Origin of the sequence: Streptomyces sp. NPDC001851, from assembly GCF_040297165.1 — a bacterium.
Classification (GTDB): domain Bacteria; phylum Actinomycetota; class Actinomycetes; order Streptomycetales; family Streptomycetaceae; genus Streptomyces.
Window position 1 is genome coordinate 197,067 of record NZ_JBEOYR010000012.1, and the last position, 24,821, is coordinate 221,887.

Genomic DNA, 24,821 nt, shown 5'->3' on the forward strand with positions numbered 1-24,821 from the left:
ACGTCATCCGTTCTTTCGCTGTGCTGGTACATCACCCGAACCGCCGCCGCTGCCCAGCGCCCTGCGCAGCAGTGCGGCGAGGTGGGTGGCCGTGCGCTCGGTGCCCTGGGAGATCTGCGTACGGCACGAGAAGCCGTCGGCGACGATCGCCGTGCCCTCGTCCGCCGCGCGCACCTTCGGGTACAGCTCACGCTCCGCCGAGGACTGGGAGACCTCCCAGTGCCCGGGCTCGTAGCCGAAGTTGCCGGCCAGCCCGCAGCACCCCGCGGTGACCACGTCGGTGTCCACGCCGAGCCGCTTCAAGACCTCCAGCTCGGCCCGGTGGCCGGGGCCCGCCTCCTGGTGGCAGTGCGGCTGGAGCACCGCGTCGGTGTCGAGGGCGCCGAAGGGCCAGGGGCCCTCGTGCCCGGCGACGAGTTCGGCCAGCGTGGTCGTCTGCGCCGCGAGCAGGCGCGCGGCCGGCGATTCGGGCAGCAGCTCGACGGACTCCTCGCGCAGCGCCTGGGTGCAGGACGGTTCCACGCCGACGACCGTGTGCCCGGCCGCGAGGTGCTTCTCCAGGGACTTCAGGGACCGCGCGAGGACCTTGCGGGCCACTCCCAACTGCCCCGTGGAGTACCAGGTCAGGCCGCAGCAGACCGGGCCGTCCGGCAGGACGACGCGGTACCCGAGCGCCTCCAGCACCTCGACGGTGTCCTGTGCGCCGGACGGGTCGAGGAAGTTGGAGAAGGTGTCCGGCCAGAGCACGACGGTCCGCCGTCCCTGCGCGGGCGCCGCCCGCCGGGCCGCGAACCACTGCCGGAAGGTGCGCGGAGCGACCCCCAGCAGGCCCCGCCGGGTCTCCAGACCGGCCAGCCGCGACAGCCTCCGGGCGATCCCCGGCCGCCGGGCCAGCGCGTTGACCGCGCCCGGCGCCAGGGAGCCGAGCCGGCCGAGCAGGGGCAGCCAGCCGAGCACGTAGTGCGCCCGGGGACGCAACCGCCCCTTGTAGTGCTGGTGCAGGAACTCCGCCTTGTACGCGGCCATGTCGACGTTGACCGGGCACTCGCTCTTGCACGCCTTGCACGACAGGCACAGGTCGAGCGCCTCGCGGACCTCCTCGGACCGCCAGGCGTCCGGCAGCGTCTCGCCGCGCAGCATCTCGCCGAGCACCCGGGTCCGGCCGCGCGTGGAGTGCACCTCGTCCCCGGTGGCCTGGAACGACGGGCACATGGCGCCGGTGGCGTTGCGGCAGCTGCCGACGCCGATGCAGCGGCGTACCGCACCCGCCATCGAGCCCTTGTCGGCGGACAGGGTGAGCAGCGGCAGCGCGTGCCGGTCGTGCCCGGGGCCGGGCCGCACATCGGCGTCCAGGGGAGCCGGGTCGACCAGGATGCCGGGGTTGAGCAGCCCCGCGGGGTCCCAGATCTCCTTGAACTCCCGGAACGCGCCGAGGAGTCCGGGCGAGTAGGTGCGGGTCAGCAGCTCGGAGCGGGCCCGCCCGTCGCCGTGCTCGCCGGAGGCACAGCCGCCGTGCGAGACGGCGATGTCGGCAGCGGTCTCGATGAAGGCGCGGTAGTCGGCGATGCCCGCCTCGCTGGTGAGGTCCCAGTCGACGCGCAGGTGCAGACAGCCCTCGCCGAAGTGGCCGGTGATGGTGCCCTGCCGCCGCCGCTCGGCCATCAGGGCGTGCAGGTCCTTCAGGTAGCCGGCGAGGTTCTCGGCGGGTACCGCGGAGTCCTCCCAGCCCGGCCAGGCCTCCCGGCCGTCGGCCATGCGGGTGGCGATGCCGGCGCCGTTGCGCCGGATGCTCCACAGGGCGTCGGTGCGGTCGGCGTCCGTGAAGACCTCCCAGCGGGCGCCGCTCTCCTTCCCGATCCGCCGGGCCCGCTCCTCGGCGTCCGCCGGGTCGGTGCCCTCGATCTCGCAGTACAGCCAGGCCCCGCCGGGCGGCAGCAGATCGACGCCCGCCGCCTGCCCGGGCCGCGCGCGCAGCGCGTCCACCAGGGCGGCGTCCATGCCCTCGACGGTGAGGGCGCCGGACCGCGCCAGGCCGGGGGCCGCGCCGGCCGCGTCGTAGACGTCCGGGAAGCCGAGCACCAGCAGGACCCGGGCGGCGGGCAGCGGCACCAGGTTGATCGTCGCGCCCAGGACGAGGCCACAGGTGCCCTCGGAGCCCACCAGCGAGCGCGCCACGTGGAAGCCGTGCTCCGGCAGCAGCCGGCCCAGCCCGTAGCCGGAGACCTGGCGGCTGAAGCGGCCCAGTTCGGTACGGATGCCGGCCAGGTGCGCGTCCCGCAGCCCCCGGAGCCGTTCGTCGAGGTCCCGGTCGCCGCTGGTGCCGGGGCCCACGCTGAGCAGCCGTCCGTCGGCGCGCAGCAGTTCGATGCGCTCGGTGATGTCGGCGGTGGTGCCCCAGGCCACGGAGTGCGGTCCGCAGGCATGGTTGCCGATCATGCCGCCGATGGTGCAGCGCGAGTAGGTGGACGGGTCGGGGCCGACGGTCAGCCCGTGCTCGGCGGCGCGCGCCCGGACGGTGCCCAGGACCGCGCCGGGCTGCACGGTGGCCGTACCGGCGTCCGGGTCGATGGCGAGGACCTTGTTCATGTGCCGGGAGAAGTCCAGCACCAGGCCGGCGCCGATGGCGTTGCCGGCGATGGAGGTGCCGCCGCCGCGGGCGGTGACGCCGACCCCGTGCGCCGCGGCGACCGCCACGGCGGTGGCGGCCTCCTCGGCGTCCCGGGGTTCGACGACGGCACGCGGTACGACGCGGTAGATCGACGCGTCGGAGGTGTAGGCGGACCGGGTCAGGGCGTCGGTGCGGGCGGTGGGCAGCCGCTCGGCCAGCTCGCGCAGGAAGCCGTCCGGGACGGTGGCGCGGCCCGGCACCGCGGAAGCGCGGTCAGCCATCGGCGCGCGGGAAGAAGTCGACGAGCAGCATGTCCCGGACACCGGTGCGGCGGCCGTCGGCGGGCTCGATGGCGTCGACGCCGTGGAAGACCCGCCGGTCGTCGATGATGATCGTCTCGAACGGTTCGGTGAGCGTGGTGCGCAGCAGCGGCCGCATCTCGCGGTCGTAGATCTGCGAGGCACCGCCCTGGACGCCGTCGCGGCCCATGAAGACCTGGGCGACGAAGTGGTGGCCGTCCTCGTGGACGCCCTCGGGGGCGGGCAGGCCGTTCGTGCCGCGGGTGGCGGTGATGCGTATCTGGTGGATGCCGACGCCGCCGTGCTCCCGGTCGAACTCACCGGGCAGCCGGTCGGCGAGCGCGGCCACCAGAGTGCGCAGGACCCCGGAGGCCGCCACCTCGCCGGCGAGCGGCGGGAAGATCCGGTCGACGCCGCCGTGCAGGGCGTTGACCTCGACGGACTGGTGGAAGGCGCCGTGCGCGTCGGGCTCCATGCGGTCCACGCCGCGGAAGGAGCCGTAGCGGCGGCGCCGGTAGTCGGCACCGTCCTTCATGTACGCGTCGACGGGCAGGTCCTCCCAGCTCTCCCGGAAGGACTTCAGCTCGTCGTCGGAGTGCGCGGCCAGCGCCCGCAGCGTGTCGGCGGCCGGCACATGCAGGTAGGGCGGGACGTCGGTCATGGGTTTCCCTCCTCAGGCGGCGGCGGCCGGCGCGGCGGGGCGGGAGACGTCCCAGCCGATGTCGGTGGCCGACGCCGCGGGCAGGAGGGCGGCGCCGATGAGCATGGCGGGTATCGCGGGTATGAGCAGACGGCGAAGCACGGTCGTACAGCCTCTCTGGACGCGGGTGGGGCAGAGCTGGTCATCGCTCCGTGCGCTGTCGTTCACAGCGGGTTCGCGTGGCCTTCGCCAGCCTTTCCCAGCCGCTCGGACCCCTTCAAGATCGAAAAGGGTGCCTGAACCCGCAGTGCGGAAACACGACGGGTTCGAGGAGGCGGGTGCGCCGCCGGGCGTTCCGGCTCAGCGGCGGCTGATGCTCAGGACGCTGAAGAGGGTGAGGATTCCGAGGCCGACGAGGGCGCAGGCGGCGCCGATCAGCTCTGCGGGCGCGGGCATGGGACCTCCGGACGTCGGCAAGACGGGGTGCGGCACACGGACATGGAGATCTAGACACGAAGATCGTCGGGGCTGCGGAATCCGTTGCCCCGACCGGCGCCGATTTCACCCGTCAGGCAGATGTGCGACCGCAGGTGGAAGCACAAGGTTCGAAGCCGTACGATCCTCTGTCGTGTCCAAACTGACCGACGTGCCCAAACGGATCCTGATCGGGCGCGCACTGCGCAGTGACCGGCTGGGCGAAACGCTCCTGCCGAAGCGCATCGCACTCCCCGTCTTCGCCTCCGACCCGCTGTCCTCTGTCGCCTACGCGCCGGGGGAGGTCCTGCTGGTCCTGTCCATCGCGGGCGTGTCGGCGTACCACTTCAGCCCCTGGATCGCCGTCGCGGTCGTCGTGCTGATGTTCACCGTCGTCGCCTCCTACCGCCAGAACGTGCACGCCTACCCGAGCGGCGGCGGCGACTACGAGGTCGCCACCACCAACCTCGGGCCCAAGGCGGGCCTCACCGTCGCCAGCGCCCTCCTCGTCGACTACGTCCTCACCGTCGCCGTCTCCATCGCCTCCGGCATCGAGAACCTCGGCTCGGCGATCCCCTTCGTGGTCGAGCACAAGGTGCTGTGCGCGGTCGCCGTGATCGTCCTGCTGACGCTGATGAACCTGCGCGGCGTGAAGGAGTCCGGCAAACTCTTCGCGATCCCGACCTATGTGTTCGTCGGCGGCGTCTTCATCATGATCGCATGGGGTGCCGTCCGCGGTCTGCTCCTCGGCGACACCATGCGGGCACCCACCGCCGACTTCCACATCAGGGCCGAACACCAGGGCCTGGCGGGCTTCGCCCTGGTCTTCCTCCTCCTGCGGGCCTTCTCCTCCGGCTGTGCCGCGCTCACCGGTGTGGAGGCCATCTCCAACGGCGTCCCGGCCTTCCGCAAGCCCAAGTCGAAGAACGCGGCGACCACGCTGGCGCTGATGGGCGGCCTCGCCGTCACCATGTTCTGCGGCATCATCGCCCTCGCCATGACGACCAAGGTCCGCATGGCCGAGAACCCGGCCACCGACCTGCTCCGGGGCGGCCACCCGCTCGGCTCCGGCTATGTCCAGAACCCGGTGATCTCCCAGGTCGCCGAGGCGGTCTTCGGCAAGGGCAGCTTCCTGTTCATCGTCCTCGCGGCGGCCACGGCCCTCGTGCTGTTCCTGGCGGCGAACACGGCGTACAACGGCTTCCCGCTGCTCGGCTCGATCCTCGCCCAGGACCGCTACCTCCCGCGCCAGCTGCACACCCGTGGCGACCGCCTCGCCTTCTCCAACGGAATCGTGCTGCTCGCGGGCGCCGCGACCCTGCTGACCGTCATCTACGGCGCCGACTCCACCCGGCTGATCCAGCTGTACATCGTCGGCGTGTTCGTGTCCTTCACGCTCAGCCAGACCGGCATGGTCAAGCACTGGAACCGCCACCTGGCGGTCGAGCAGGACCCGGCCAAGCGCCGCCACATGGTGCGCTCCCGCGCGATCAACGCGTTCGGTGCCTTCTTCACCGGCCTGGTGCTGGTCGTCGTCCTCGTCACGAAGTTCACGCACGGCGCCTGGGTGGCGCTCCTGGGCATGTGCATCTTCTACGCGACGATGACCGCGATCCGTAAGCACTACGACGGTGTCGCCGAGGAGCTCACGGCCCCCGAGGAGCCGGACGACGACATGATCCGCCCGTCCCGGGTGCACTCGGTCGTCCTGATCTCCAAGATCCACCGGCCCACCCTGCGCGCCCTGGCCTACGCCAAGCTGATGCGCTCGGACACGCTGGAGGCCCTGACGGTCAACGTCGACCCGGCCGAGACCAAGGCGCTGCGCGAGGAGTGGGAGCGGCGCGGCATCGACGTACCGCTGAAGGTCCTGGACTCGCCGTACCGCGAGGTCACCCGGCCGGTCATCGAGTACGTCAAGGGCCTGCGCAAGGAGTCCCCGCGCGACGCGGTCTCCGTGATCATCCCCGAGTACGTGGTCGGCCACTGGTACGAGCACCTGCTGCACAACCAGAGCGCCCTGCGCCTGAAGGGCCGCCTGCTCTTCACGCCCGGCGTGATGGTCACCTCCGTGCCCTACCAGCTGGCGTCCTCCGAGGCGGCCAAGGTGCGGGCCCGCAAGCGGCAGGAGTGGAGCGCACCAGGCGCCGTACGACGGGGTCCGGCGGCGGAGCGGCCCAAGGAGCCGTCGGCGGCCAAGGAGTGAGCCCGGGGCGCTGAGCCCCGCGGTGCCGAGTCCGGGGCGCTGAGCCCCGCGGTGCCGAGCCCGGGGCGCTGAGCCCGGGATCACCGAGCCCGGGGTTCGGCCGGGCCTGTGGTGAGCGGCCGGACGACAGCCACGTAAACTGGTGGGCTGTTGTCCGGCCGTTCCCCCTTTCCGATCTGGAGTCACCCCGCCATGCAGGCAGAACCGAAGAAGTCGCTGGTCGGGGAGGAGTACGAGGTCGAGATCGGCCCCGTCGCCCACGGCGGCCACTGCATCGCACGTACCGCCGAGGGCCAGGTGCTGTTCGTCCGGCACGCGCTGCCGGGCGAGCGGGTGGTGGCGAGGGTGACCGAGGGCGAGGAGGGAGCCCGCTTCCTCCGCGCGGACGCGGTGGAGATCCTGGAGGCGTCCAAGGACCGCGTCGAGGCCCCCTGCCCCTTCGCCGGCCCCGGCCGCTGCGGCGGCTGCGACTGGCAGCACGCCAAGCCCGGCGCCCAGCGCCGCCTCAAGGGCGAGGTGATCGCCGAACAGCTCAAGCGGCTCGCCGGCCTCACGCCCGAGGAGGCCGGCTGGGACGGCACGGTGATGCCGGCCGAGGGCGACAAACTGCCCGCGGGCCAGGTCCCGCAGTGGCGCACACGCGTCCAGTACGCCGTCGACGCCGAGGGCCACGCTGGCCTGCGCCGCCACCGCTCGCACGAGATCGAGCGCATCGACCACTGCATGATCGCGGCGGAGGGCGTCAGCGAGCTGGGCATCGAACGGCGGGACTGGACCGGCATGGAGTCGGTCGAGGCGATCGCGGCGACGGGCTCGCAGGACCGCCAGGTGATCCTGACCCCGCGCCCGGGCGCCCGCCTCCCCCTGGTCGAACTGGACAAGCCGGTCTCCGTCCTCCGCGTCGACGAGAAGTCCGGCGGGGTCCACCGCGTCCACGGCCGCCCCTTCGTCCGCGAACGCGCGGACGGCCGTACCCACCGCGTCGCGGCCGGCGGCTTCTGGCAGGTCCACCCGAAGGCGGCCGACACCCTGGTGACGGCGGTGATGCAGGGCCTGCTGCCGCGCAAGGGCGAGACGGCCCTCGACCTCTACTGCGGGGTGGGACTGTTCGCGGGGGCGTTGGCCGACCGGCTCGGCGAGAAGGGCGCGGTCCTCGGCATCGAGTCCGGCAAGCGGGCGGTGGAGGACGCGCGGCACAACCTCGCCGACTTCCCGCGGGTCCGCATCGAACAGGGCAAGGTCGAGTCGGTCCTGCCGCGCACGGGCATCACGGAGGTCGACCTGATCGTCCTGGACCCGCCGCGCGCCGGCGCCGGCCGCAACACGGTCGCCCACCTCACCTCCCTGGGCGCCCGCCGCATCGCCTACGTCGCCTGCGATCCCGCTGCGCTGGCCCGCGACCTGGGGTACTTCCGCGAGGGCGGTTACCGGGTGCGGACGCTTCGGGCGTTCGATCTGTTTCCGATGACGCATCACGTGGAGTGCGTGGCGATCCTTGAGCCCGCCGAGAAGGGCGTTTGACCTGCCGTTTTGCATTTCAGGGGGTCAGCTCGACCTGTTTTCGCTCGCGGAATGCGTCGACTGAGGTTCGCTTGTGCAGAACGCTCTGAGCTGCAGGTTCAAGGGCCGGCGTGGGTCTCGCGGCGACGTGGCGATGCGCAATGCAGAATTTTTGACGCTCGGATGACGCTCGAATATCGGAAGCCTCAACCTCGGACCTCTCCGGCCCTGGGCCGCAGACCGGGGCCGTCGGCGGGGGGCAAGGACTTCGGTTCGGGGGCCGACTGCACCTCGCCAGCGGCGGCGCGTGCTGCTACCTCGTCGCACGCACCTCGGAACCGAGACCGCGGCCCGACCGGGCCACGAAGGACGGCATCGTGGGCCGAGGTCTTGAGTGGCTGGTATCACCTCGCCACCCAGATACCAGTCCGGTATCATTCCAGTATGGCGATGACACTCCGACTCCCCGAAGACCTTGACGCGAAGCTCACCGAGCGGGCTCGCCGGGAGGGTCGCAGCAAGCAGGAACTTGCCATCGAGGCCATCCGTGACGCCCAGCACCGGGCCGAGCTGAAGGTCGATGACGTCCTGGCCGAGCTGATGGACAGCGATGCGGAGATCCTGGACTACCTGAAGTGACCCAAGTGCGCTACCTCCATATCGACGAGATCCTGGCCATCGCTCGCACGGTCAACGGGACCGAGCACAGCGTGCGTGACATGGGACTTTTGGTGTCGGCGATCGAACGGCCCCGGACGAACGTGTTCGGGGTCGAGTTGTATCCCACGCTGCACGAGAAGGCGGCGGCGCTGCTGCACTCCGTCGCTCGCAATCACGCGCTGATCGACGGAAACAAGCGCACCGCCTGGCTTGCCATGCGTGTCTTCCTGCGGTTCAACGGCGTCAGCGCCGGTACGGTCCCGCCGCCCGTCTCCGTGGCTGGCCCGTTCGTCGAGGAAGTCGCGCAGGACAATATTGATGTACCGGCTATTGCCAAGCGCCTGTCGGCCTGGTTCCCCGTTTCCTGACGTTCGACGTCGTGGGTACGGGACGGAATGAGGTTCTGGGAGCGGTGCTGGCTCCTGCCAGTCCGCCGGGGGACTGACCCGTTCGTTCAGCGGGTGGATTCGTATGCTTTCGCGAGACGGGGCAGCGGGTCCGCTCGGCGCGAGAATGGCGTCCCACGCGTCTTCCCGTTTGGGCGGCAGGCAAGGTCCACATCGGCTACGGCGGTCTCTCCCCAACCAACACCCGCCCCTGCTTTCTCAGCGGTCACGGAACGCGCTGTCCGTGCCCCTCGCGCGCACTGAGCCGGTCCTCTCGCCTCCAACAAGCTGTGTCTGCGGTATCCACCGTCCACGTCCACAGCTTGGAGGGTGGACAAGGTGCCGGAGGAATGGATACGGGCTCTCGTGACGGACTTTGGGATCCGAGTGCAGGGAGCGTCTGCGGGGCAGCGACACGGAGGCGTTCATCAGCCTGCCGGTGGCGAAGCTGGTGGACACATTCGGGGCGCGCTGGAAGCTGAGTCCTCGCCTTCATCCTGAGTATCCCTTGCCCGAGGCCTGGGTGCGTCCGGACTACGCGGTGGAGGCATCGGGGCGCATCACCGGCTTCCTGGAACTGAAGGCGCCAGGGCCCGACGTCGCGCCCGACGGCTTCACGAAGCGGGACCGGGAGCAGTGGGAGCTGATGCGCGGACCGCGGCGGCCCAGTACCAGTCCGGTTCCTGCGGGCACAACGCGGGCGCGCAGGTGCGCCCGGACGAGGGCTCGTGCGGCGGTGACGCGGTCGGGGTTCTCGTCCGGTGGCCTCGGCAGCGTCGAAGGCCGGGACGCCGCCCAGCCCGCGCTCCGCGTCGTCGAAGTTGTCCAACCCGGTCTTCGGTGCGGGAGACGCCGTTTAGGCGTCGCTTCCCCAGTCCTGCCGGTCGGAGAAGATTGGGTGGGTGCCAGTCCTTCGTGCCCATGACGATGAGGACCTTCGGGGTCATCCCCTCGAAGGCGGTCGTGGCGAGCGGTGCGTAGGGCTGGGCCGCGCCAGGCCGTTCAGATCCGCGCCCCGGCCGGGCGCGGCGATCATGACGCGGGCGCCGAAGCGTGCGTCGACGGCTCACCGGCAGGTTCAGGGTTGACGGGCGTGCTCGCCGTAGCTCGGTCGGTGATCGCCGGCGGGTTCACGAACTGGCCGACGCGCGCGGGCTGTCGGCCGCCGAACCGCTCGGCGAAGAACGAAGGCAGCCCTTCGCCCTCCGATTGCCGAGCAGCCGTGGAGAACCGTGCGGCTCCGTGGCCGATGCCACCGAGCCGCACGGTGGTTACCGTCAGAAGCCGACGCTCGGATCGTCTGTGTCCTCTTCCGGGTCCACGCTGTAGAGCGGGCGGTCCTCGATCCCCAGGGCGCGCATCAGCTCGTTGGTCGGGATCCTGTACCTACGTCCGATGCGGAGGACGGGGCAGGGGAACTCGTGCTCGCGGATCAGCCGGTACGCGGTCGTCGAGCCGATTCCGAGTGCTCGGGCCGCCGTGCGCAGGTCCACTGCGACGGGCAGGTCGAACATCTCTGTGAAACTGAGGCGGCCCTCTGCCGGGTCCTTCACCCTCGCCTCCCCGCAGGGCGGACCGGCCGGGTGTCCGCGCGGCGCCCGGGCCGTCGCCTCTTCCCGGGGCTGTGACCCGCCGAACGGTCCTGCGACCCGTCGTCGGTGTCGATGAAGATTCCCTGTCGGCGCAGATGCTCCGGGCGCACCCGGAAACGCAGCGGTGCGCACAGCCCGTCCGGGCCGTCCGGACGGTCGACCCGTACGTCCAGGCTCTCCGCCGCCGGAGCGTCCGCCTCCTCGCCGGACGCAGAGAGAGCGTGCTCCTCGGTGATGCCTTCGATCTGTGTGGAGGGAAGCTCACGCAGCCCTTCCCGGGCGAGATACCACGCCCTGGCGCGCGCCGCGTGCAGCAGGGAGGAGTCGGTGAGACAGCTCGCGCCGTCCCGGTCCGCCAGCTTCTCCAGGAGAGCCAGGACCATCTCGGCCTCCACGTCCGACCGGTCGGCCCGCAGGCGCGTGCAGACCCGGCGGACCGTCCCGGTCAACCGGGGCAGGGCCAGCCAGATCGCCAGGAGTTTCCCCGTGCTGTCTGGAGTCAGGTCGCTCTGCGCCGTGCGGATGACCTCCTTCCAGACCGCGGTGGCGAACTGCGGGTCGGAGCCGGGGCCGTACAAGGCCCCGTGCGTCTCGGCGGCGGTCAGCCGGACCGGATCAGCCTCGTCGGCGTCCGTGGGGACGAGCACGAAGACCGCGTCACTGGTCCGGGGATCGTCGAAGTGCCGCCTCACCGAGGTGAACGCACTGCTGTGCGGTGGATACATCATGAAATGTCCTCTCTTCGGACTGCGGAAACCTGAGTCCGGAGGCGCTGGAGATACCGAGGTGGGTCCTGTGGTGGGACGTACCGCCTCATATCCGCGTCAAGCGGATATGAGTCCCACCAGCCTCACTTTGATGCGTGAGTATGCGGTAGTGGTCTTCTCGACCAGGTAACGCCGCCTTTGACCACGAGCGTGTAACAAGCGCGGCAGCCAGGCCGCGAGCTCGCCGGTGACGGAATTCGCGAGGCGGGTGGGTGCCCGTTCAGAACGGGCACCCACGAACTGTTGCGCTCAGGCGGTCTCGGAGGACGAGGTGTCCGGCGTCTCGTTGGGCGGGGTCGCCGGGGTGGTGTCCTCGGTCCGGACGGCCGCCCGTCGGCGGCGGCTCGGCGGCCAGTCGGGGGACTGGCGCAGACGGGCTGCCCGGCGGTTGCGCTGACGGCTGTTCATCGGGTTCGCGGTTCCTCTCTGATGAGTCGATGGATGACTAAGCCGCCGTTTCGTGCTTCTGAGAACGGCTGGTGCCATCGTGCCCGGGGGTGAAGCGGGGCCGCAGAGCGAAAACTGAGGGATAACTGAGTCCCCGGGGGGCGTGAAGAAGCAAGCGCGTGTGAAGCGGCACAGCGCGGCGCACAGATGAAGGAGCGCCGGCGAGGGGCCGGATCACTGACTGCGGCGCGGTGAGGGGGAGGGCGATGGAGGGGTACGTGCTGGGCCCGGTGCGAGCCGAAGGGGACGGCGGCAGGAGGGTGGTCGAAGGGTCGAAGGTGGCGGCCCTGTTCGCGCTCCTGGTGACCTCGCCAGACTGCCGATGTAAGAGGAAGGACATAGCCGAAGTCCTCTGGGAGGGCGTCGAGGACGTCGGCGATCTGGTTAACCGCGTCGTCGCCGACCTGCGGAAGCGGCTGGGCCAGGAGTCCGTGCCCCATAGCGGCAAGTCGGGTTACTGCACGCTCCGCGTCCCGGTGGGAGACGTCGACCTGCTCCGTTTTCGCGAAAAGGTGAAGCAGGCCGAGGGACTGACCTGTAAAGCGCAGTTCGAGCTGCTCGGCGCGGCCTTGGAGGAGTGGAACGGCGAGGACGAACCGCTGCACGGACTGTCCGAGACCGGCTTCCACTTGCGTCGGGAGGAGCTACGGGCCGAGTTGATGGCCGCCGTGTACGCGCGGCTGGACGCAGCCTACAAGTCCAGGGAGGTCAAATGGCTGCGCGAGGAGACGGAGAAATGGTTCGAGCGCGCGCCGGAACTGCCCCAGATCTTCCGATTCTACCTGCTCGCCCACGCAGACCTGCCGGGGTCCCAACGTGAGCGGCTCATCAAGAAGTGGGAGAAGCGCAACGGAAAAGCGGATGTCGATGTACAGAGCGCCATCGACCAGGTCCGGGGAGAGAGCCGCCGGCCGGGCGGGGTGCTCCTGCCCCCCGTTCCCGACCAGTTGCCCGGCGGCAGGCCCAAGCCGATCGGGCAGGACGAACTGATCGGCGACCTCTTCGACGCCGTGTGCGAGGAACAGGATGCCGGCAATCTGGCGCTGGTCCTGATCAGCGGCATGGCGGGTGTCGGGAAGACCACGGTGGCCGAGAACCTCGCCGGTCGGCTGCGGGAGCGGTTTCCCGACGGGGTGCTGCGCGGTGAACTGAACGGATTCGCCGACGGAGACGTGCGGCCCGCCGAACCGGACGAGGTCCTGGACGGCTTTCTGGCCGCGCTGCCGCCCTACACCACGGTGACCGGAACGGAGAGCAAGAGCAACGCGCTGCGGTCGGCGCTGGCCCACCGGTCGGTGCTCATCGTCCTCGACGACGCGCTCAGCGCCCAGCAGGTGCTGCCGCTGCTTCCCGGAGACGGTACCTGCGCCGTGATCGTCACCAGTCGTAACGACCTCTTGCGGCTGCAGTCCGAGAGAAAGGTGCTGTTCCGCAAGATGGAGCCGCTGAACGAGGCGGACGCGCTGGAGGTGCTCCAGGAGAAAGTGTCGGCCGAGGACCGGGCCAAGCACGCCATGGCCTTCAGCGAACTTGTCGACCTCTGTGGCCGACTGCCGCTGGCCCTTGTGGTGGTGGCCCGGCTCCTGGAAGGTGGTGCGCGTCCGCTGCACACCCTCCCTCTCCTGGTGCAAGAGATGAAGGAGGAGCGGAAGCTGGCGATGTTGGACACCCTGGACCTGCCCGAGCACGAACTGTCGGTCCGCGCAGCGCTCAACTGCTCCGTGCGCGTGTTGAATGAGGAAGCCCGACTGCTGCTGTGGCAGCTCGCCGTCCACCCCGGGCCCAGCGCTTCCTGGGAGGCGGTGATGGATCTGGGACGGGCAGTGGACGAAGGGACGCGTACCGACCGGGCCCTGGTGGACCTCGTGGCGGCGAACCTCGTGGAACATCACGGCGACCGCTACGGGCTGCACGACCTCGTGCGGGCCTTCGCCCTTCGGCACGTGCGGCCGGTGTCGGACGGAGAGAACGCGGAGATCGAGCGGGCGACCGTACGGCAGGTGCTGGAACACCAGTTGCACAACGTCCGAGCCTGCGACCGGGTGCTCGACCGCGAACGCACCCTGCCCACCGGCGAGCCCGGAGCGGTCAGGGTCACAGACCCCGCGGACCTCGCGGAGGCGATGGTGTTCCTGGACGAGGAGTACCCCGCCGTCCAGCGAGGCATTCGCTTAGCGATCAATCGACGTATCGACCGGTACGTGTGGCTGCTTCCGATGGCCCTGGTCATATACCAGTGGCGCCGTTGCCTGCTCGATCATGCGCGGCAGAACCTCCGGTACGCCGCCGAGGCGGCGGAAACCGTCGCCGGCCCGGTCGATTGCGCCATGGTCTACCGGTCGCTGGCAGGGACCCACTGGCGGCTCGGTGAATACGACTTGGCTGTGGGCAACCTGCGTAGGGCCGTCCGGCTCAGCGAGGAGGACCGCAGCACGGAAGGCCGGCTGAGTCTGGCCCGTACGCTGCACCGGCTTGGACTCACCCTGCGCAAGCAGGGCGACCGGACGGGAGCGGAGGAAGCGCTCGGCCGCGCACTGGAGTTGTGCCGGGAGGTGTCCGACCGGGTCGGGGAGGCGGCTGTTCTGAACGTCCTCGGCGCGATCGACCTCGACCGGGGCGAGCACGAGCAGGCGCTCCGTCGGTGCGCCGACGCCCTGGGCGTGGTGGAGCGCACGACGGAGCGCAGCGGCCTGGCCGATGTGCTGTTCACCCTGGCCAAGGTGCACCTGGCCCGTTCCGAACGGGACGAGGCCATCACCCTGTACCGGCAGGCCTCCGACATCTACCGCGAACAGGAGAACTGGCCCAACGAGGACAAGGTACGGATGCTCTTCGCTGATGTCCTGGTGTCCGCCGGCGACACCGACGCGGCGGTGCGGGAGCTGGAGAGAGTCGTCGTGCTGCGTGAGTTGATGGACGGTGAGGGGGTGCGGGAGGTCCGAGAGCGGCTGGAAGGGCTGAGGTGACCCGCCCGGTCGGTGGCCGTCGGCTCACCGTCAAAGGCGGGGCGGATGCGTGCGGTAGTACTCGGTCGGGTCCGGGCGCAGGGGCTTCGATGGCCGTTGCGAGCCGAGCTGGGGTAGGTAGCAGCGGAGCCGATCGAACACTTCACGGACATCCGCGGGGCGCTCCGTCGCCTTCCACCGGACCATCCACAGCGCCAGGGAGGCGAACTCCGGGGGCAGTTTGGCGAGCCGATCGGCCGGCAGCACCTGGGTGCCCTCTTCCGCCCGCTCGTCCTGTCCGCCGTAGGGCAGGCGCATCACGGTCATCTCCAGCAGGATGCAGCCGAGTGCGAAGATGTCCGCTTGCCGCGTCAGACCTGACGGGCACGCGTCGGACTGCTCGGGGGAGGCCCAGCCGCGCGTGCCGCGTGCGTATTCCGTCTCCTGATCTGCCACGACCGCGTGGCCCATGTCAATGAGCCGGAGACGGCCGTCCGGCTGCACGATGACGTTCTCGGGCTTGAGATCGCAGTGCACCAGATTCCGGTCGTGGACTTCTGCCAGAATTTCGCACAGTTGGCCGATGACGGCCGCAACGGTCGCAGGATCTTTAACGGGCAGGGCCGCCGACAGGACCTTCTGCAGTTGGTGCCCTTCGACAAATTCCATGACCAGGCACCGGCGTCGCCGGTGTGTCCCCGTGGCGATGACTTCGGGAATCGCCTGCATTCCCGTCAGCATCATCATGCGTGATCCCTCTTTGAGGAGTTCATCGCCGGCCCAGTGGAAATCGCTCTCGGGTCCGAGGTCCCGGGCCTTCTGAAGCTTCAACGCCACCTTCTGCCCGCTGTTGCGGTCACGCCCGAGGAAAAGGTCGCCTTGGCCGCCGTCGCCGACCATGTCCAGCACTTCGTAGCGCCTCTCCACATCGCCGACCTCCTCGATCTCCCTCACGGCCATCCACCTTTCCTCCGTACGGAAATGGAGCATGAAATGTCACAGCCATGGCTTCCCCCCGACGGGGTGACCCGCACGTCCGACGTCATCACGGTATCCGCCGGAATGTTCAAGGGGGGAGAGTTCCGATGCCCCGCCGCTGACGCTCTCAAGACCCGCGGTTACCACACCACCGACCCCGTACCGCGGTGCCGTGAGCGGTTGGAGCACTTCGCTCTGGGCCCCTTCATGGCTGCCTGCGACATCCGTTCGGGGCCTGCCGGCCATCCGCCCCGGACACGTACCGGGCCCTTGCACGACGGTCTGCGGACCTGGTCGGAGCACGGCGTGACGTTGTACGAGGCGGCCTTCCCCCTCGACCCGGAACGCCCCCTGCACGAGGTGCCCGAGCCGTGGACGTACCGCTACCGGCCGTCCGGTCCCGACCCGCGCGACGCCCAGGAGTACCGCCTCACCGTGTGGGGCCGCTGCCTGGCCTCCCCCGACGGTGCCTACCGCGAGCTTCGTCTGCCCGTGCACCGCCTGCGGGACCTGCCGCCCGACGGCTTCACCGCGGCCGTCGCCCTGGTGCTGGCCGAGGGCGCCCCCGGACCACCGCCGGAGCACGTACGGATCGTGGAGTTCGCGCTCTTCGACGGCCGTACGCGGGAACTCTTCGCGGGAAGCCGGGAAGAGGCGCGCGCCCGGTACCGCGAACACGGCCCCGCTGCCCTGGCCAGCGTACTGGACGGACGGGAATACCGCCCGGGGTCCGCCTGTGGCGGATGCCCCTACCTGTCGGTGTGCCCGGCCCTGCGCACAGCGCCCGGACTGCTGGGCATCGAGGCGCACGACCGGCCCCGCCGCACCTGGTCGGTCACCAACGGGCGGGCCTACCGAGCCTGCCCGGCGCGTGACCATATGCGCCGGCTGCACCTGCCCACGGCGGATTCCGTCGAACGCGAGGTGACGGCCGAGCGCGGCCGGGCGCTGCACGCCTACCTCGCCGAACGGCACGCCCACGGATCGCCTCGGCCCTGCACGGTCGAGGTCCCCGAGGACTGGGTACCGGAGGGATTCGACCTGCCCACACACGAACGCGCACTCGGCGCCCTGCTGTTGCGGCGGCACGCCGCGGTCTGTCCGCTGCGGTACGTCGGGGACGGTACGGATGTGCGGACCGAGCCCCGGGTGGTGCGGCACGACACAGCCGCCGACGTGGTGGTCCTGGCCGCGCCCGACCTGCTCTACCGGGATGCCGGGTCATGGGTGTGGCGCGAGACCAAGACCTCAGTCACCGATCGGCGGTCCGGCCGCCCCCTGCTGGAGCGTTATCCGCAGTTGGCCCTGGCCGTCGTGCTGATCGCCCGCGGTGACCTGGGCGGTGATCCGTTCCGTGCGCGGGTCGAGCTGGAGGTGCTGCGCCCCGGCGGCGCCGACCTGGAGATCATCGATCCCTTCGCCCCGGCCAATCGGGTCACCGCCGAGAAGGTACTGCGGGCGATGGTGGCCGACTGGCACGGGGACGACCAGTACGCGGCCCGGCCCGGACGCTCCTGCGAGCGGTGCGAAGTGGCCCGCTGGTGCACGGCGTCGTCCGTCAGCGAGGCCGCCGCATGAGGGCGAGGTCGGCCGGCCGGACCGATCGGCCGGAGGCCGGCGAGGCTCCCGAGGGCGTGGGCAGCGACCTCTTCGGCGAACTCGCCCGCATGGTGGCGGCTCTCTCCGAGGTCCAAGGGCTCCGCTCCTTCACCCTGCCCTATCCCGGCCTCGCCCAGCGGGCGCTGGATCACACGGTGATGCGCTGCCTCGATGCGGGGGAGGCGCCGCCAAGGAGTCTTCCGGAGCTGTGGGAGTGGTGCCGGACCAGGCCGTCCGACGACCCACTCTTCGCGGTCCCCTCCTCCCTGGTCTCGCCGGGCACCACGCTGGTGCACCGGGTCGGCCGGATGCCGACCCGGTCGTGTCTCGAGGTGGCCTCGCACGGACCGGACGGAGGCGTGGCGGGCCACGCCCGCGCGCTCCTCGGCGACCTGCACGCGCGGAGTGGAACGGAGGAGCGCTACCGGCAGTGCCGGGCGTTCCTGGCGCGTCACCCGGTCGTCCACCAGCAGGACCGCTTCGCGCCGGGTTGGAACAGGGCCGTCTGGAGCCGGGTCAAGAGTCTCTACGGTCCGTTGCCCGAGTTCCTGCTCGTCGACGGAGACTTCCTGTACTGCCCCTCGTGCAGGCTCCCTGCGCTGCCCCGGGACAGTGCTGTGCCCGTACCCGGACCGTCCGGCACCGGCGCGGAAGTCTGGTGCGAGGGGGAGGACTGCCCGCGCGATGCCCCTCCGCGGCTCATCCGTGAGCCGGACCAGGCGTGGATCCTGCAGCGCTCGCTGCGGTGGTACCTCGTACTGCCGCACCGCACCGACGAAGCCGCCCGGGAGGCACTGGAGCGCGCCGAAGTCGCGTACGAGCCCCTGCCCGGTCTTCTGCCCGCCTACCGGCTCAGGGACACCAGCCCCCGCAGCGTGGACATCCAGGTGTACGACCGCCTGCAGCCGGCGCTCCTCGCAGCCCATCTCACCGACAACACACCCCTCGCGGACCGCACCCTCGTCGTGGTCCCCGACGCGCTCGCCGGACGGGACGGCTACCGGCAGGCCTTCACCGATGCGCTTCCCGCGCTCCTGCGGGACCGGCTGGTGCTCACCACCCCCATGGACCTCGTGCCCGACCTGGGACAGGTCCGGCGAGAGAAGGACGATGCGTAGTATCACACCGCCCTTGACCGACGTGTTCAACGCGCTCAAAGCATTTCTGGGGATCTCCGTGCCCCAGCCCGCGCTGGAAGCCCTCTGCCAGGTCGAACTCGGCCTGTACCTCCAGCAGAAGATGATGCCGGGCAGCCCCGCGGGCAGCGCCTGGGTGCTGTTCAGCGGGTACGGGTTCGCCGAGGCGCACCGGGCACCGCTGCCATCCGATGCGGCGAAGACCCTGCGTATCGCCAGGTACTCGCTGTGGACGCTGCGCCGGAGCCGTACCTGGCTCGAGGCGCTGGACACCTACCAGAGGTTCGACCCCAGGGTGCGCGCCTACGACGTACCGGACGCCGAGACACCTGCTGCCCGCCGCGACCTCTCCGTCGCCGACGACCGCTTCTCCGTCTACGAGCAACTGCTGCGTGCCGCACCGCCGCTGGCGGGCAGGCGCCTGCCGGTCGCGGGTCAGGGCCCGCACGCTTTCCCCGTCAGTCGCACCATGGCCGTCGTCGACCTGCCGCCGGTCCCCCGCATCCCCCTCGTCGCCCACGACATGGACCTGGAACCGGCCGGCGGCGGCGAGCCCTTGATCTTCACCAGGGAGGACCTGGAGCGCACGGCGGCGGAGATGGACGCCCAGCACGCTCGCTCCGGCAAGGGCCGGGCACCACGGTGGCTGGAGCGGCTACGGTCGTTCGACCTGTCCACCAAGGAGAACGGAACCTTCCACAAGGCGAGGAAGGACGAGGACTTCGCCTTCACGGTCGATGGCATCCAGCACCTGCTCGGCATCGTCGGCGCCGGCAAGAGCACACTGCGCGACATCATCGCCGTCCATCTCGCCAAGCTGGGCAAGCGCACCACCATCGTCGTCACCGATGTCGCGGAGGTGCTGAAGCTGGTCCGGCTCTACGACCTCTACACCGACGGCGCCGCCGCACCCGTGCTCGGCTCCTCGGGCCGTGAGCGGCACGCCCAGCGGTTGCACCGTCGGCTGGCGGGCCGGGGCGAGCACCGACTGCTCGCCCACGACGACCCCGCCTTCGCCTACCTCGGCACGTCCTGCCTGCTCAACGTCAGACGGCAGGGCGCCACGTCGACGACCGAACCACTCGCCTACGGTGAGGCACCCTGCTCCCGGCTCCGACCTCCCTCGGCCCTGCGGCGTGACCCGAGCGACGGACGGCACTCCGCGTGGCAGAAGAGGGTGACGAGCTGCCCGTACTGGTCCGCCTGTCCCCGTCACCACGGAGCTCGGACCCTGGTCGGCGCCTTGATCTGGGTGGCCACGCCGGCCGGGCTGATCGACGCCTCGCCGCCCCGCCCTCAGAACGGCGAGCGCATCCGCTTCCTCGAACTCGCCTGCCGCCGTAGTGACCTCGTGATCATCGACGAGGCCGACCGGGTCCAGATGCAGCTCGACCGGACTTTCGCACCCGCCGTGGTCCTCGCCAGCGACGAGGACAAGGGCCTCATCGACCAGCTGAGCCGGCACAAGATCCGGGAACTCGCGGCCGGCGGACGCACCCAGCTCTCCGAACGGGACGTCGAGACCTTCGCCGCCGCCCTCAACACCGCAGGCGCGGCCACCGACCGGCTGTACGCGATGCTCGTCGCCGGGTACGAGCTGCGCAAGTGGGTGCGGACGGGCTACTTCAGCGCCTGGACGCTCCAGCTGGGGCTCCTCGACGAACGCTACGAACTCCCCGACGACAGCGGTCCGGACCACCCTCATCACGCCCCCCGCGAGGCTCTCGGGAAACTGCTCGACGCGTTCCGGGACAACCCCTTCGGTGACCGTCACCGCAGGACGGAGGAGGACTTCAGCCGGCTGACCGCCCTCCTCAACGAACTGCTCCACACCGGAAACCCGGAGAACACCCGGCGCCGCCTCACCGAGGTCATGGACGAGGTCTTCGCCATCGACCCGAAGTACATGGCTGCCCGGCAGCGGAAGTACCAAGAGGCGTACGACAAGTGGCGGCGCGAGGAGGAGGAACAGGAGAAGAAGCGCGGGCGCCGCAGGAAGCCCAAGCCTCCGCCCCAGACTCCCGAGGAATGGCGGAAGCAACTCGCGGAGCGCTTCGAGTTCACACTGTTGCTCAGCGCCCTGGAACCACGGCTCGCCATGATCAACGCCATGTGGCCCCGCGTCGAGGCCGCCCTCAGCCTGGGCTTCAACACGATGTACCGTCGGCCGCTCGACTACGGCCCGCTGGTGCCCGAGGCCCCGATGGGCAATGTGCTCGGCTTCCAGTTCCGGGTCCCGGGTGAGGACAAGGGCGGAGTCCGCAGCGGCGAACTGACCTTCTTCCGGTGCAGCGGCGTCGGACGTGAGCTGCTGCGCGCCATCCCCGATCTCACCTCCGTAGACGGCAGGCCCGGTGCCCACTTGCTGCTCATGTCGGGCAGCAGCTGGGCGGGCGCGTCCAGCCGCTACCACGTCTGCGTACCGGTCGGTGTGGTCATCGAACCGCCGGCCGAGGTGACCGAACGCATCGCCAACGAGAGCTCCATGCGCTTCGAGTTCATCGACGACGGCGACGAGAAACTGCGCATGTCGGGAACCCACCCGGACGACCGCCCGGAGAAGCTGCGCCGCATCGCGTGCCATCTAGGTGAGGGCGGAGACGAGTACGAGGTCACTGGCGGTGGTCCGCTCCAGCAGGAGTTGCTCTCTCTTCCTCCAGGGCGCGACCAGATCCTTCTGCTGGTCGGCAGCTATGCCGAGGCACGTGTGGTGGCCGACACGCTGCACAATCTCAACGTCCGCTGGCGCAACAAGGTGCTGTGCCTGGTGTCGGACGACGAGGAGATCACCGCGGAGGACGAGGCGCCGTCCGCCTACCACGCCCGATCACTGCGCCGGGGCGACGTCGAGCACCTGAAGGACCTCGAGGCGGACATCCTGGTGGCGCCCCTACTCGCGCTGGAACGCGGCCACAACATCCTCAACGAGGACGACGAGGCGGCCATCGGCACGGTCTACTTCCTGGCACGGCCCCATCCGCACCCAGAGGACCTCCACCTGGCCGTCAACGCCGTCAACGACTGGGTCGTCCGCGCCGTCACCGGTGGTGACTTTGCCACCCTGGTGCAGGGAAAACCCACCGTCGAGGAAGGAGCGGAGGAGTTCCGCCGCCTCGCCCGTTCGTACTGGTACCAGGTACTCGCCCGTTCTATGGCGTGGAGCCGTCTCGACGACGAGGTACGGGAGCAGGTCACCTGGGACATGCTGGTCCTGTTGTGGCAGGTGATCGGGCGACTGGTACGCGGTGGCGTACCGGCCCGGGTGGTCTTCGTCGACGCCGCCTTCGCCCCCAACCGCGGCGCCGTACCGGCGCGGCCCGACACCCCCGAATCCAGTCTGCTGCACAGCGTCCTCGCCGTCCTGGACCCGTATTTCGACGGCGGCACGACGACCGCGGAGGAGCAGTTCATCGTCCGCGCCCTGTACGCGCCCCTGCGCAGCATGCTCACCCGCCTGCTCGCCGCCGTACCCGCCCACCCGTAAGCACCGAACCCCTGTCCCAGGAGGTAACTCCGTGTACCACCACATTCGCGTCGCGGCCTACGAACCCGACCCGCTCCACGGACCTTGGCGGGAGGAGATGAAAGTGCTGCGGCTCGGCGAGGATCTGCACGCCGAGCTCTCCGGGATGCATGCCGAGGCGGACAAGAACTCCGTCCACCTCCACCGGCTCCCCGTGCGCAGCCTCAACTCCCTGCTCCAGGCGATGGCGCCAGGAGTCATCGCGACCGGCCGCAACGCCGGGACGGACGGCCGTCTGCCGTGGCTCTATGCGCGGGAAGCCGTCCCGCTGGACGTGCTGGCCCCGGTGGTAGGAGCTTGGGCGGCGGGCATGCACCGGGAGGACGACGACTCGGAGGGCGCCGATCTCGAAGAGAGGCTCCGCTCCGGTGCCCCGGCCGAGACGGTACGTCTGTCCCACTGGGAGACGGAACCGGTCGACCTCGCCGAGAGCGTGCTCTCGGCGGGCGGAACCGCCGAACCCGCCGCGCGGCTCTACAGCCTGCTGCCCGAGTGGATCGCCTTCCGGCTGGCCGCCCGGACGTTCCGCACGGGCGGCACCTCGCTCCACTTCCGCGTCGAGAGCTCGGGTGACGGCGCGCGACTCGTCTCCTGGCCGCCTCAGCGATACGAGCGCCGCCGTCAGACCTGGTATTACTCGGCTTGTCTCACCATCACCGTCCACACCGTGCCGTTCGCCCCGCGGTTCCGCGTCCATGTGTCCACCCAGGTACGCCGGTGGGCCACCCGACTGGACGTACGCCCCCACCAGCTCGGCGGTACGACCGTCCTGCTCGACGCTCCACTGCCATGGCCGGAAGGGCCGGACCGGGGCCACCGGCTGATGGTGAACACGCTGGGCTACGACCGGCGGTCGAAGGAACTGGCCTGGCGTCGGCACAGCCCCGCACCGTTCGTGCCCGAGCTGGACATCGTGCGCAACTATCCCCTGCCCGAAGCGCTCTTCTCCGACCCCGAACGCTGGATCAACGGTTCCGGGGACGTGGCCGCCGGCATCGTCTACCACCCGTCGATCGGCCCGCACGAGGTCGGACCCGGGCTGATGCCACGGGAGCGGGCGGATCTGGACGCCTGGGTCGAGGAAGGGCTGCGCCCTCTGCTGACCCGGGCCCCCGACCTCACGCGCGTCTCCCGGAGCAACACACCCTCCTTGCTGCCCCGTTCCGGCGCCGGACGCGTCCCAGGCGTCCGCGACGCCCAGCTGGCTCTGCAACGGCGGGCGGCGCTGACACGCGCACTGAACGGCCGCCCCCTGGAGATCGATGTCTTCTGGCAGTCCCCGGAAACCCGTGCGGCGCTGCTCGCCGAGCTGCCCAAGCTCATTGGTCTTCCCGCCGGGCAGCAAGTGCCGTCGGACGACGGGGAGACCTGGCAGTGGCAGTGCGAGGGGGTCGACATCCGCGTCCGGGCCCGGCCCGCGGGACCCTTGGCCGACGCCCTGCCGACCACCCGAGCCCGCGGGCGCCTCAGGGCCGTCCGGCTGGCCGAGGCCATCGAAGGGCGCTGCGGGTTCGTGGCGGACCGGGCGGACCCGATCCTCGGCGGGGCCGGAGTCGTGATCACGGAGATCGCCGGCAAGGAGCGCTTCGCCGCCGTCCCGGACTCCGACCCCAAGCACGCGCTGCGCATCGCCTGGGCACGGCAGGGACGGCTGACCCAGTTCGTGAACTCGCCCGACGACACCGACAGCGCTCTGGAACACCGGGCCAGGTGGACCTGGCTGGACGCCTTCCGGCAGCTGGGCGCGATCAGCCCGCCCGCCCATCGGGTGGGAGCCGGCATTCCGGGCGACCTTCAGTACGCGGCGCTCTGGCTCGTACGCCACACCAGGAAGGGGCCCACGCGATGCCCCGTCCACCGGCTGGTGGCGGTGCGGGTGCGCCCCGGGGACGGACCGGGCGTCATCGAGGGGTGGGACGCAGAACGAGCCGAATGGGTACCGTATCCGAAGCTGTTGCTGCTGCTCTCCCAGGCACGGGAACCGGCGGCGAGCGGCGGGAAGGAGACCGGCACGGGGAAGCTCGTCGATGACTCGGCAGCCCCGGGAGGATCCCGGCCCGCTGCCCGCCCGGGCGTGGAGCAGGGCAGGCAGCGGGAGACCGAGCGGCAGATCCGGGCACTGCTCTTCCAGCTCCGCGACCGCCCGACGCTGCTGCTGGCGGACGCCGGAAATCTGCGCCAGTGCTGGCCTGGCCTGCGCAACGGTGCACTGGACCGCGACATGCTCGGCTTCGGGGCCGAACCCGCCCAGCGGCACACGCTCTACGGCCACGACTTGCGGGTGCTGCTCGTACGGGACGCCAACGCCCGGGGTGAAGTGGCGGAGTGGTACGCCCACGACACCGAGGACGGGGTCGGCTTCGCCGAGGGTGTGTGGGGGACGGCGGATACGGAGGGCCGTGTCTTCGCGAGTACGACCTCGAAGCCGCACACGGTGGCGAAACTGCCGAAGGGGCTCATGAAGCTGGTGCCCACGGCACAGGGCCGGACAGCGCCCGGGAAGACCGCGTGGAACCCCGGGCAACTGGAGATCACCGTGCTCGGCTGTCTGTCGGAGAAGGCGCTGACGGACTCGGGGCGTGCGGGTGACCCGCCCGACCGGCCGGCGGAGTGGGCGACGCTCGCGCACCAGCTGCGTTACCACGACGACTACCCGCCGCTCGCCCGGCCTCTCCCGCTGCACTTGGCGCGTCTCGCCGGTGAGTACGTGCTTCCGATGGCCGGAACGGAGTAAGCGGGGAGTACGTCATCCGCTTCCTGAGCGAGATGCCGCCTGAATGGGGCGTCCCAAACGATCGACGCTGATAAGGATCAATGCTTCCCTCGTGTGAGCGCCGAAGCCTGAACCTGACCACGGGGACGGCGTCTGGTGCACTCCTTGCTGGGATCACTGGGCGTCCGCCATGACGCTCGTTTGACGCTCTTCGCACCTGGTGGCCCCAAGACGGAGACGAAGGACGGACCTGACCTGCGGTTTTCCCTGAGTGCACCCGGGTGACATGCTTCCGATGACGCATCACGTGGAGTGCGTGGCGATTCTGGAGCCTGCCGTGAAGAGCCT

At 70.4% G+C, this 24,821-nt stretch carries 16 protein-coding genes; 9 read left to right on the plus strand and 7 right to left on the minus strand.

Annotated features, from left to right (window positions below; translation table 11 throughout):
* Positions 1-3: 3 nt before the first annotated feature.
* The 3 genes from ABT171_RS19910 to ABT171_RS19920 are packed head-to-tail and all read right to left on the minus strand — an operon-like array spanning position 4 to position 3,709.
* Entirely contained in the window at positions 4-2,889 is a 2,886-nt protein-coding gene (locus ABT171_RS19910; RefSeq protein WP_351245495.1) for an FAD-binding and (Fe-S)-binding domain-containing protein, read from the minus strand.
* On the minus strand, positions 2,882-3,568 hold the full coding sequence (locus tag ABT171_RS19915; protein WP_351245497.1) for a 2OG-Fe dioxygenase family protein: 687 nt from the start codon (positions 3,566-3,568) through the stop codon (positions 2,882-2,884). Before ABT171_RS19915 ends, ABT171_RS19910 begins: the two co-directional genes overlap by 8 nt.
* Positions 3,569-3,580: 12 nt before the next feature.
* Positions 3,581-3,709 (minus strand): hypothetical protein, encoded by a 129-nt coding sequence (locus ABT171_RS19920; protein ID WP_351245499.1) that lies wholly within the window; start codon positions 3,707-3,709, stop codon positions 3,581-3,583.
* Positions 3,710-4,175: 466 nt separating this feature from the next.
* On the opposite strand from ABT171_RS19920, the gene ABT171_RS19925 reads away from it, so the two are divergent.
* The 4 genes from ABT171_RS19925 (at position 4,176) to ABT171_RS19940 (ending at position 8,755) form a co-directional block, all read left to right on the plus strand.
* On the plus strand, positions 4,176-6,227 hold the full coding sequence (locus ABT171_RS19925) for an APC family permease (RefSeq protein WP_351245501.1): 2,052 nt from the start codon (positions 4,176-4,178) through the stop codon (positions 6,225-6,227).
* A 192-nt stretch (positions 6,228-6,419) separates the two neighbouring features.
* Positions 6,420-7,748: a class I SAM-dependent RNA methyltransferase gene (locus tag ABT171_RS19930; RefSeq protein ID WP_351245503.1), complete on the plus strand. Its 1,329-nt coding sequence runs from the start codon at positions 6,420-6,422 to the stop codon at positions 7,746-7,748.
* Between the two features lie 423 nt (positions 7,749-8,171).
* Positions 8,172-8,366 (plus strand): ribbon-helix-helix protein, CopG family, encoded by a 195-nt coding sequence (locus tag ABT171_RS19935; protein WP_030566796.1) that lies wholly within the window; start codon positions 8,172-8,174, stop codon positions 8,364-8,366.
* Positions 8,363-8,755, plus strand: coding sequence for a type II toxin-antitoxin system death-on-curing family toxin (locus ABT171_RS19940; protein WP_351245506.1), 393 nt, complete (start codon positions 8,363-8,365; stop codon positions 8,753-8,755). Before ABT171_RS19935 ends, ABT171_RS19940 begins: the two co-directional genes overlap by 4 nt.
* Before the next feature lie 1,295 nt (positions 8,756-10,050).
* Here ABT171_RS19940 and ABT171_RS19945 read toward each other — a convergent pair.
* The 3 genes from ABT171_RS19945 to ABT171_RS19955 form a co-directional block, all read right to left on the minus strand.
* Positions 10,051-10,287 carry a helix-turn-helix domain-containing protein gene (locus ABT171_RS19945; protein ID WP_078992515.1) on the minus strand — a complete coding sequence of 79 codons (237 nt, stop codon included), beginning with the start codon at positions 10,285-10,287 and terminating at the stop codon, positions 10,051-10,053.
* 35 nt (positions 10,288-10,322) lie between these two features.
* Positions 10,323-11,093 (minus strand): hypothetical protein, encoded by a 771-nt coding sequence (locus ABT171_RS19950; RefSeq protein ID WP_351245508.1) that lies wholly within the window; start codon positions 11,091-11,093, stop codon positions 10,323-10,325.
* A gap of 288 nt (positions 11,094-11,381) precedes the next feature.
* The gene (locus ABT171_RS19955) at positions 11,382-11,540 is read right to left on the minus strand and encodes a hypothetical protein (RefSeq protein WP_351245510.1); all 159 of its coding nucleotides are present in this window, start codon (positions 11,538-11,540) and stop codon (positions 11,382-11,384) included.
* A 245-nt stretch (positions 11,541-11,785) separates the two neighbouring features.
* Between ABT171_RS19955 and ABT171_RS19960 the strand changes: the two genes are divergently transcribed.
* Entirely contained in the window at positions 11,786-14,545 is a 2,760-nt protein-coding gene (locus ABT171_RS19960) for an AfsR/SARP family transcriptional regulator (RefSeq protein WP_351245512.1), read from the plus strand.
* Between the two features lie 30 nt (positions 14,546-14,575).
* On the opposite strand, the gene ABT171_RS19965 is transcribed toward ABT171_RS19960, so the two are convergent.
* Positions 14,576-15,478, minus strand: a complete 903-nt coding sequence (locus ABT171_RS19965; RefSeq protein WP_351245514.1) for a serine/threonine protein kinase — start codon at positions 15,476-15,478, stop codon at positions 14,576-14,578.
* 330 nt (positions 15,479-15,808) lie between these two features.
* On the opposite strand from ABT171_RS19965, the gene ABT171_RS19970 reads away from it, so the two are divergent.
* The 4 genes from ABT171_RS19970 to ABT171_RS19985 are packed head-to-tail and all read left to right on the plus strand — an operon-like array spanning position 15,809 to position 24,494.
* On the plus strand, positions 15,809-17,080 hold the full coding sequence (locus ABT171_RS19970; RefSeq protein ID WP_351245516.1) for a PD-(D/E)XK nuclease family protein: 1,272 nt from the start codon (positions 15,809-15,811) through the stop codon (positions 17,078-17,080).
* Positions 17,077-18,219 carry a pPIWI_RE_Y domain-containing protein gene (locus ABT171_RS19975; protein ID WP_351245518.1) on the plus strand — a complete coding sequence of 381 codons (1,143 nt, stop codon included), beginning with the start codon at positions 17,077-17,079 and terminating at the stop codon, positions 18,217-18,219. The genes ABT171_RS19970 and ABT171_RS19975 overlap by 4 nt, the downstream gene beginning before the upstream one ends.
* A 22-nt stretch (positions 18,220-18,241) precedes the next feature.
* Positions 18,242-21,721, plus strand: coding sequence for a pPIWI_RE_Z domain-containing protein (locus tag ABT171_RS19980; RefSeq protein ID WP_351245589.1), 3,480 nt, complete (start codon positions 18,242-18,244; stop codon positions 21,719-21,721).
* 31 nt (positions 21,722-21,752) lie between these two features.
* Positions 21,753-24,494 (plus strand): pPIWI_RE module domain-containing protein, encoded by a 2,742-nt coding sequence (locus tag ABT171_RS19985; RefSeq protein WP_351245520.1) that lies wholly within the window; start codon positions 21,753-21,755, stop codon positions 24,492-24,494.
* The last annotated feature ends 327 nt before the right edge of the window (positions 24,495-24,821 follow it).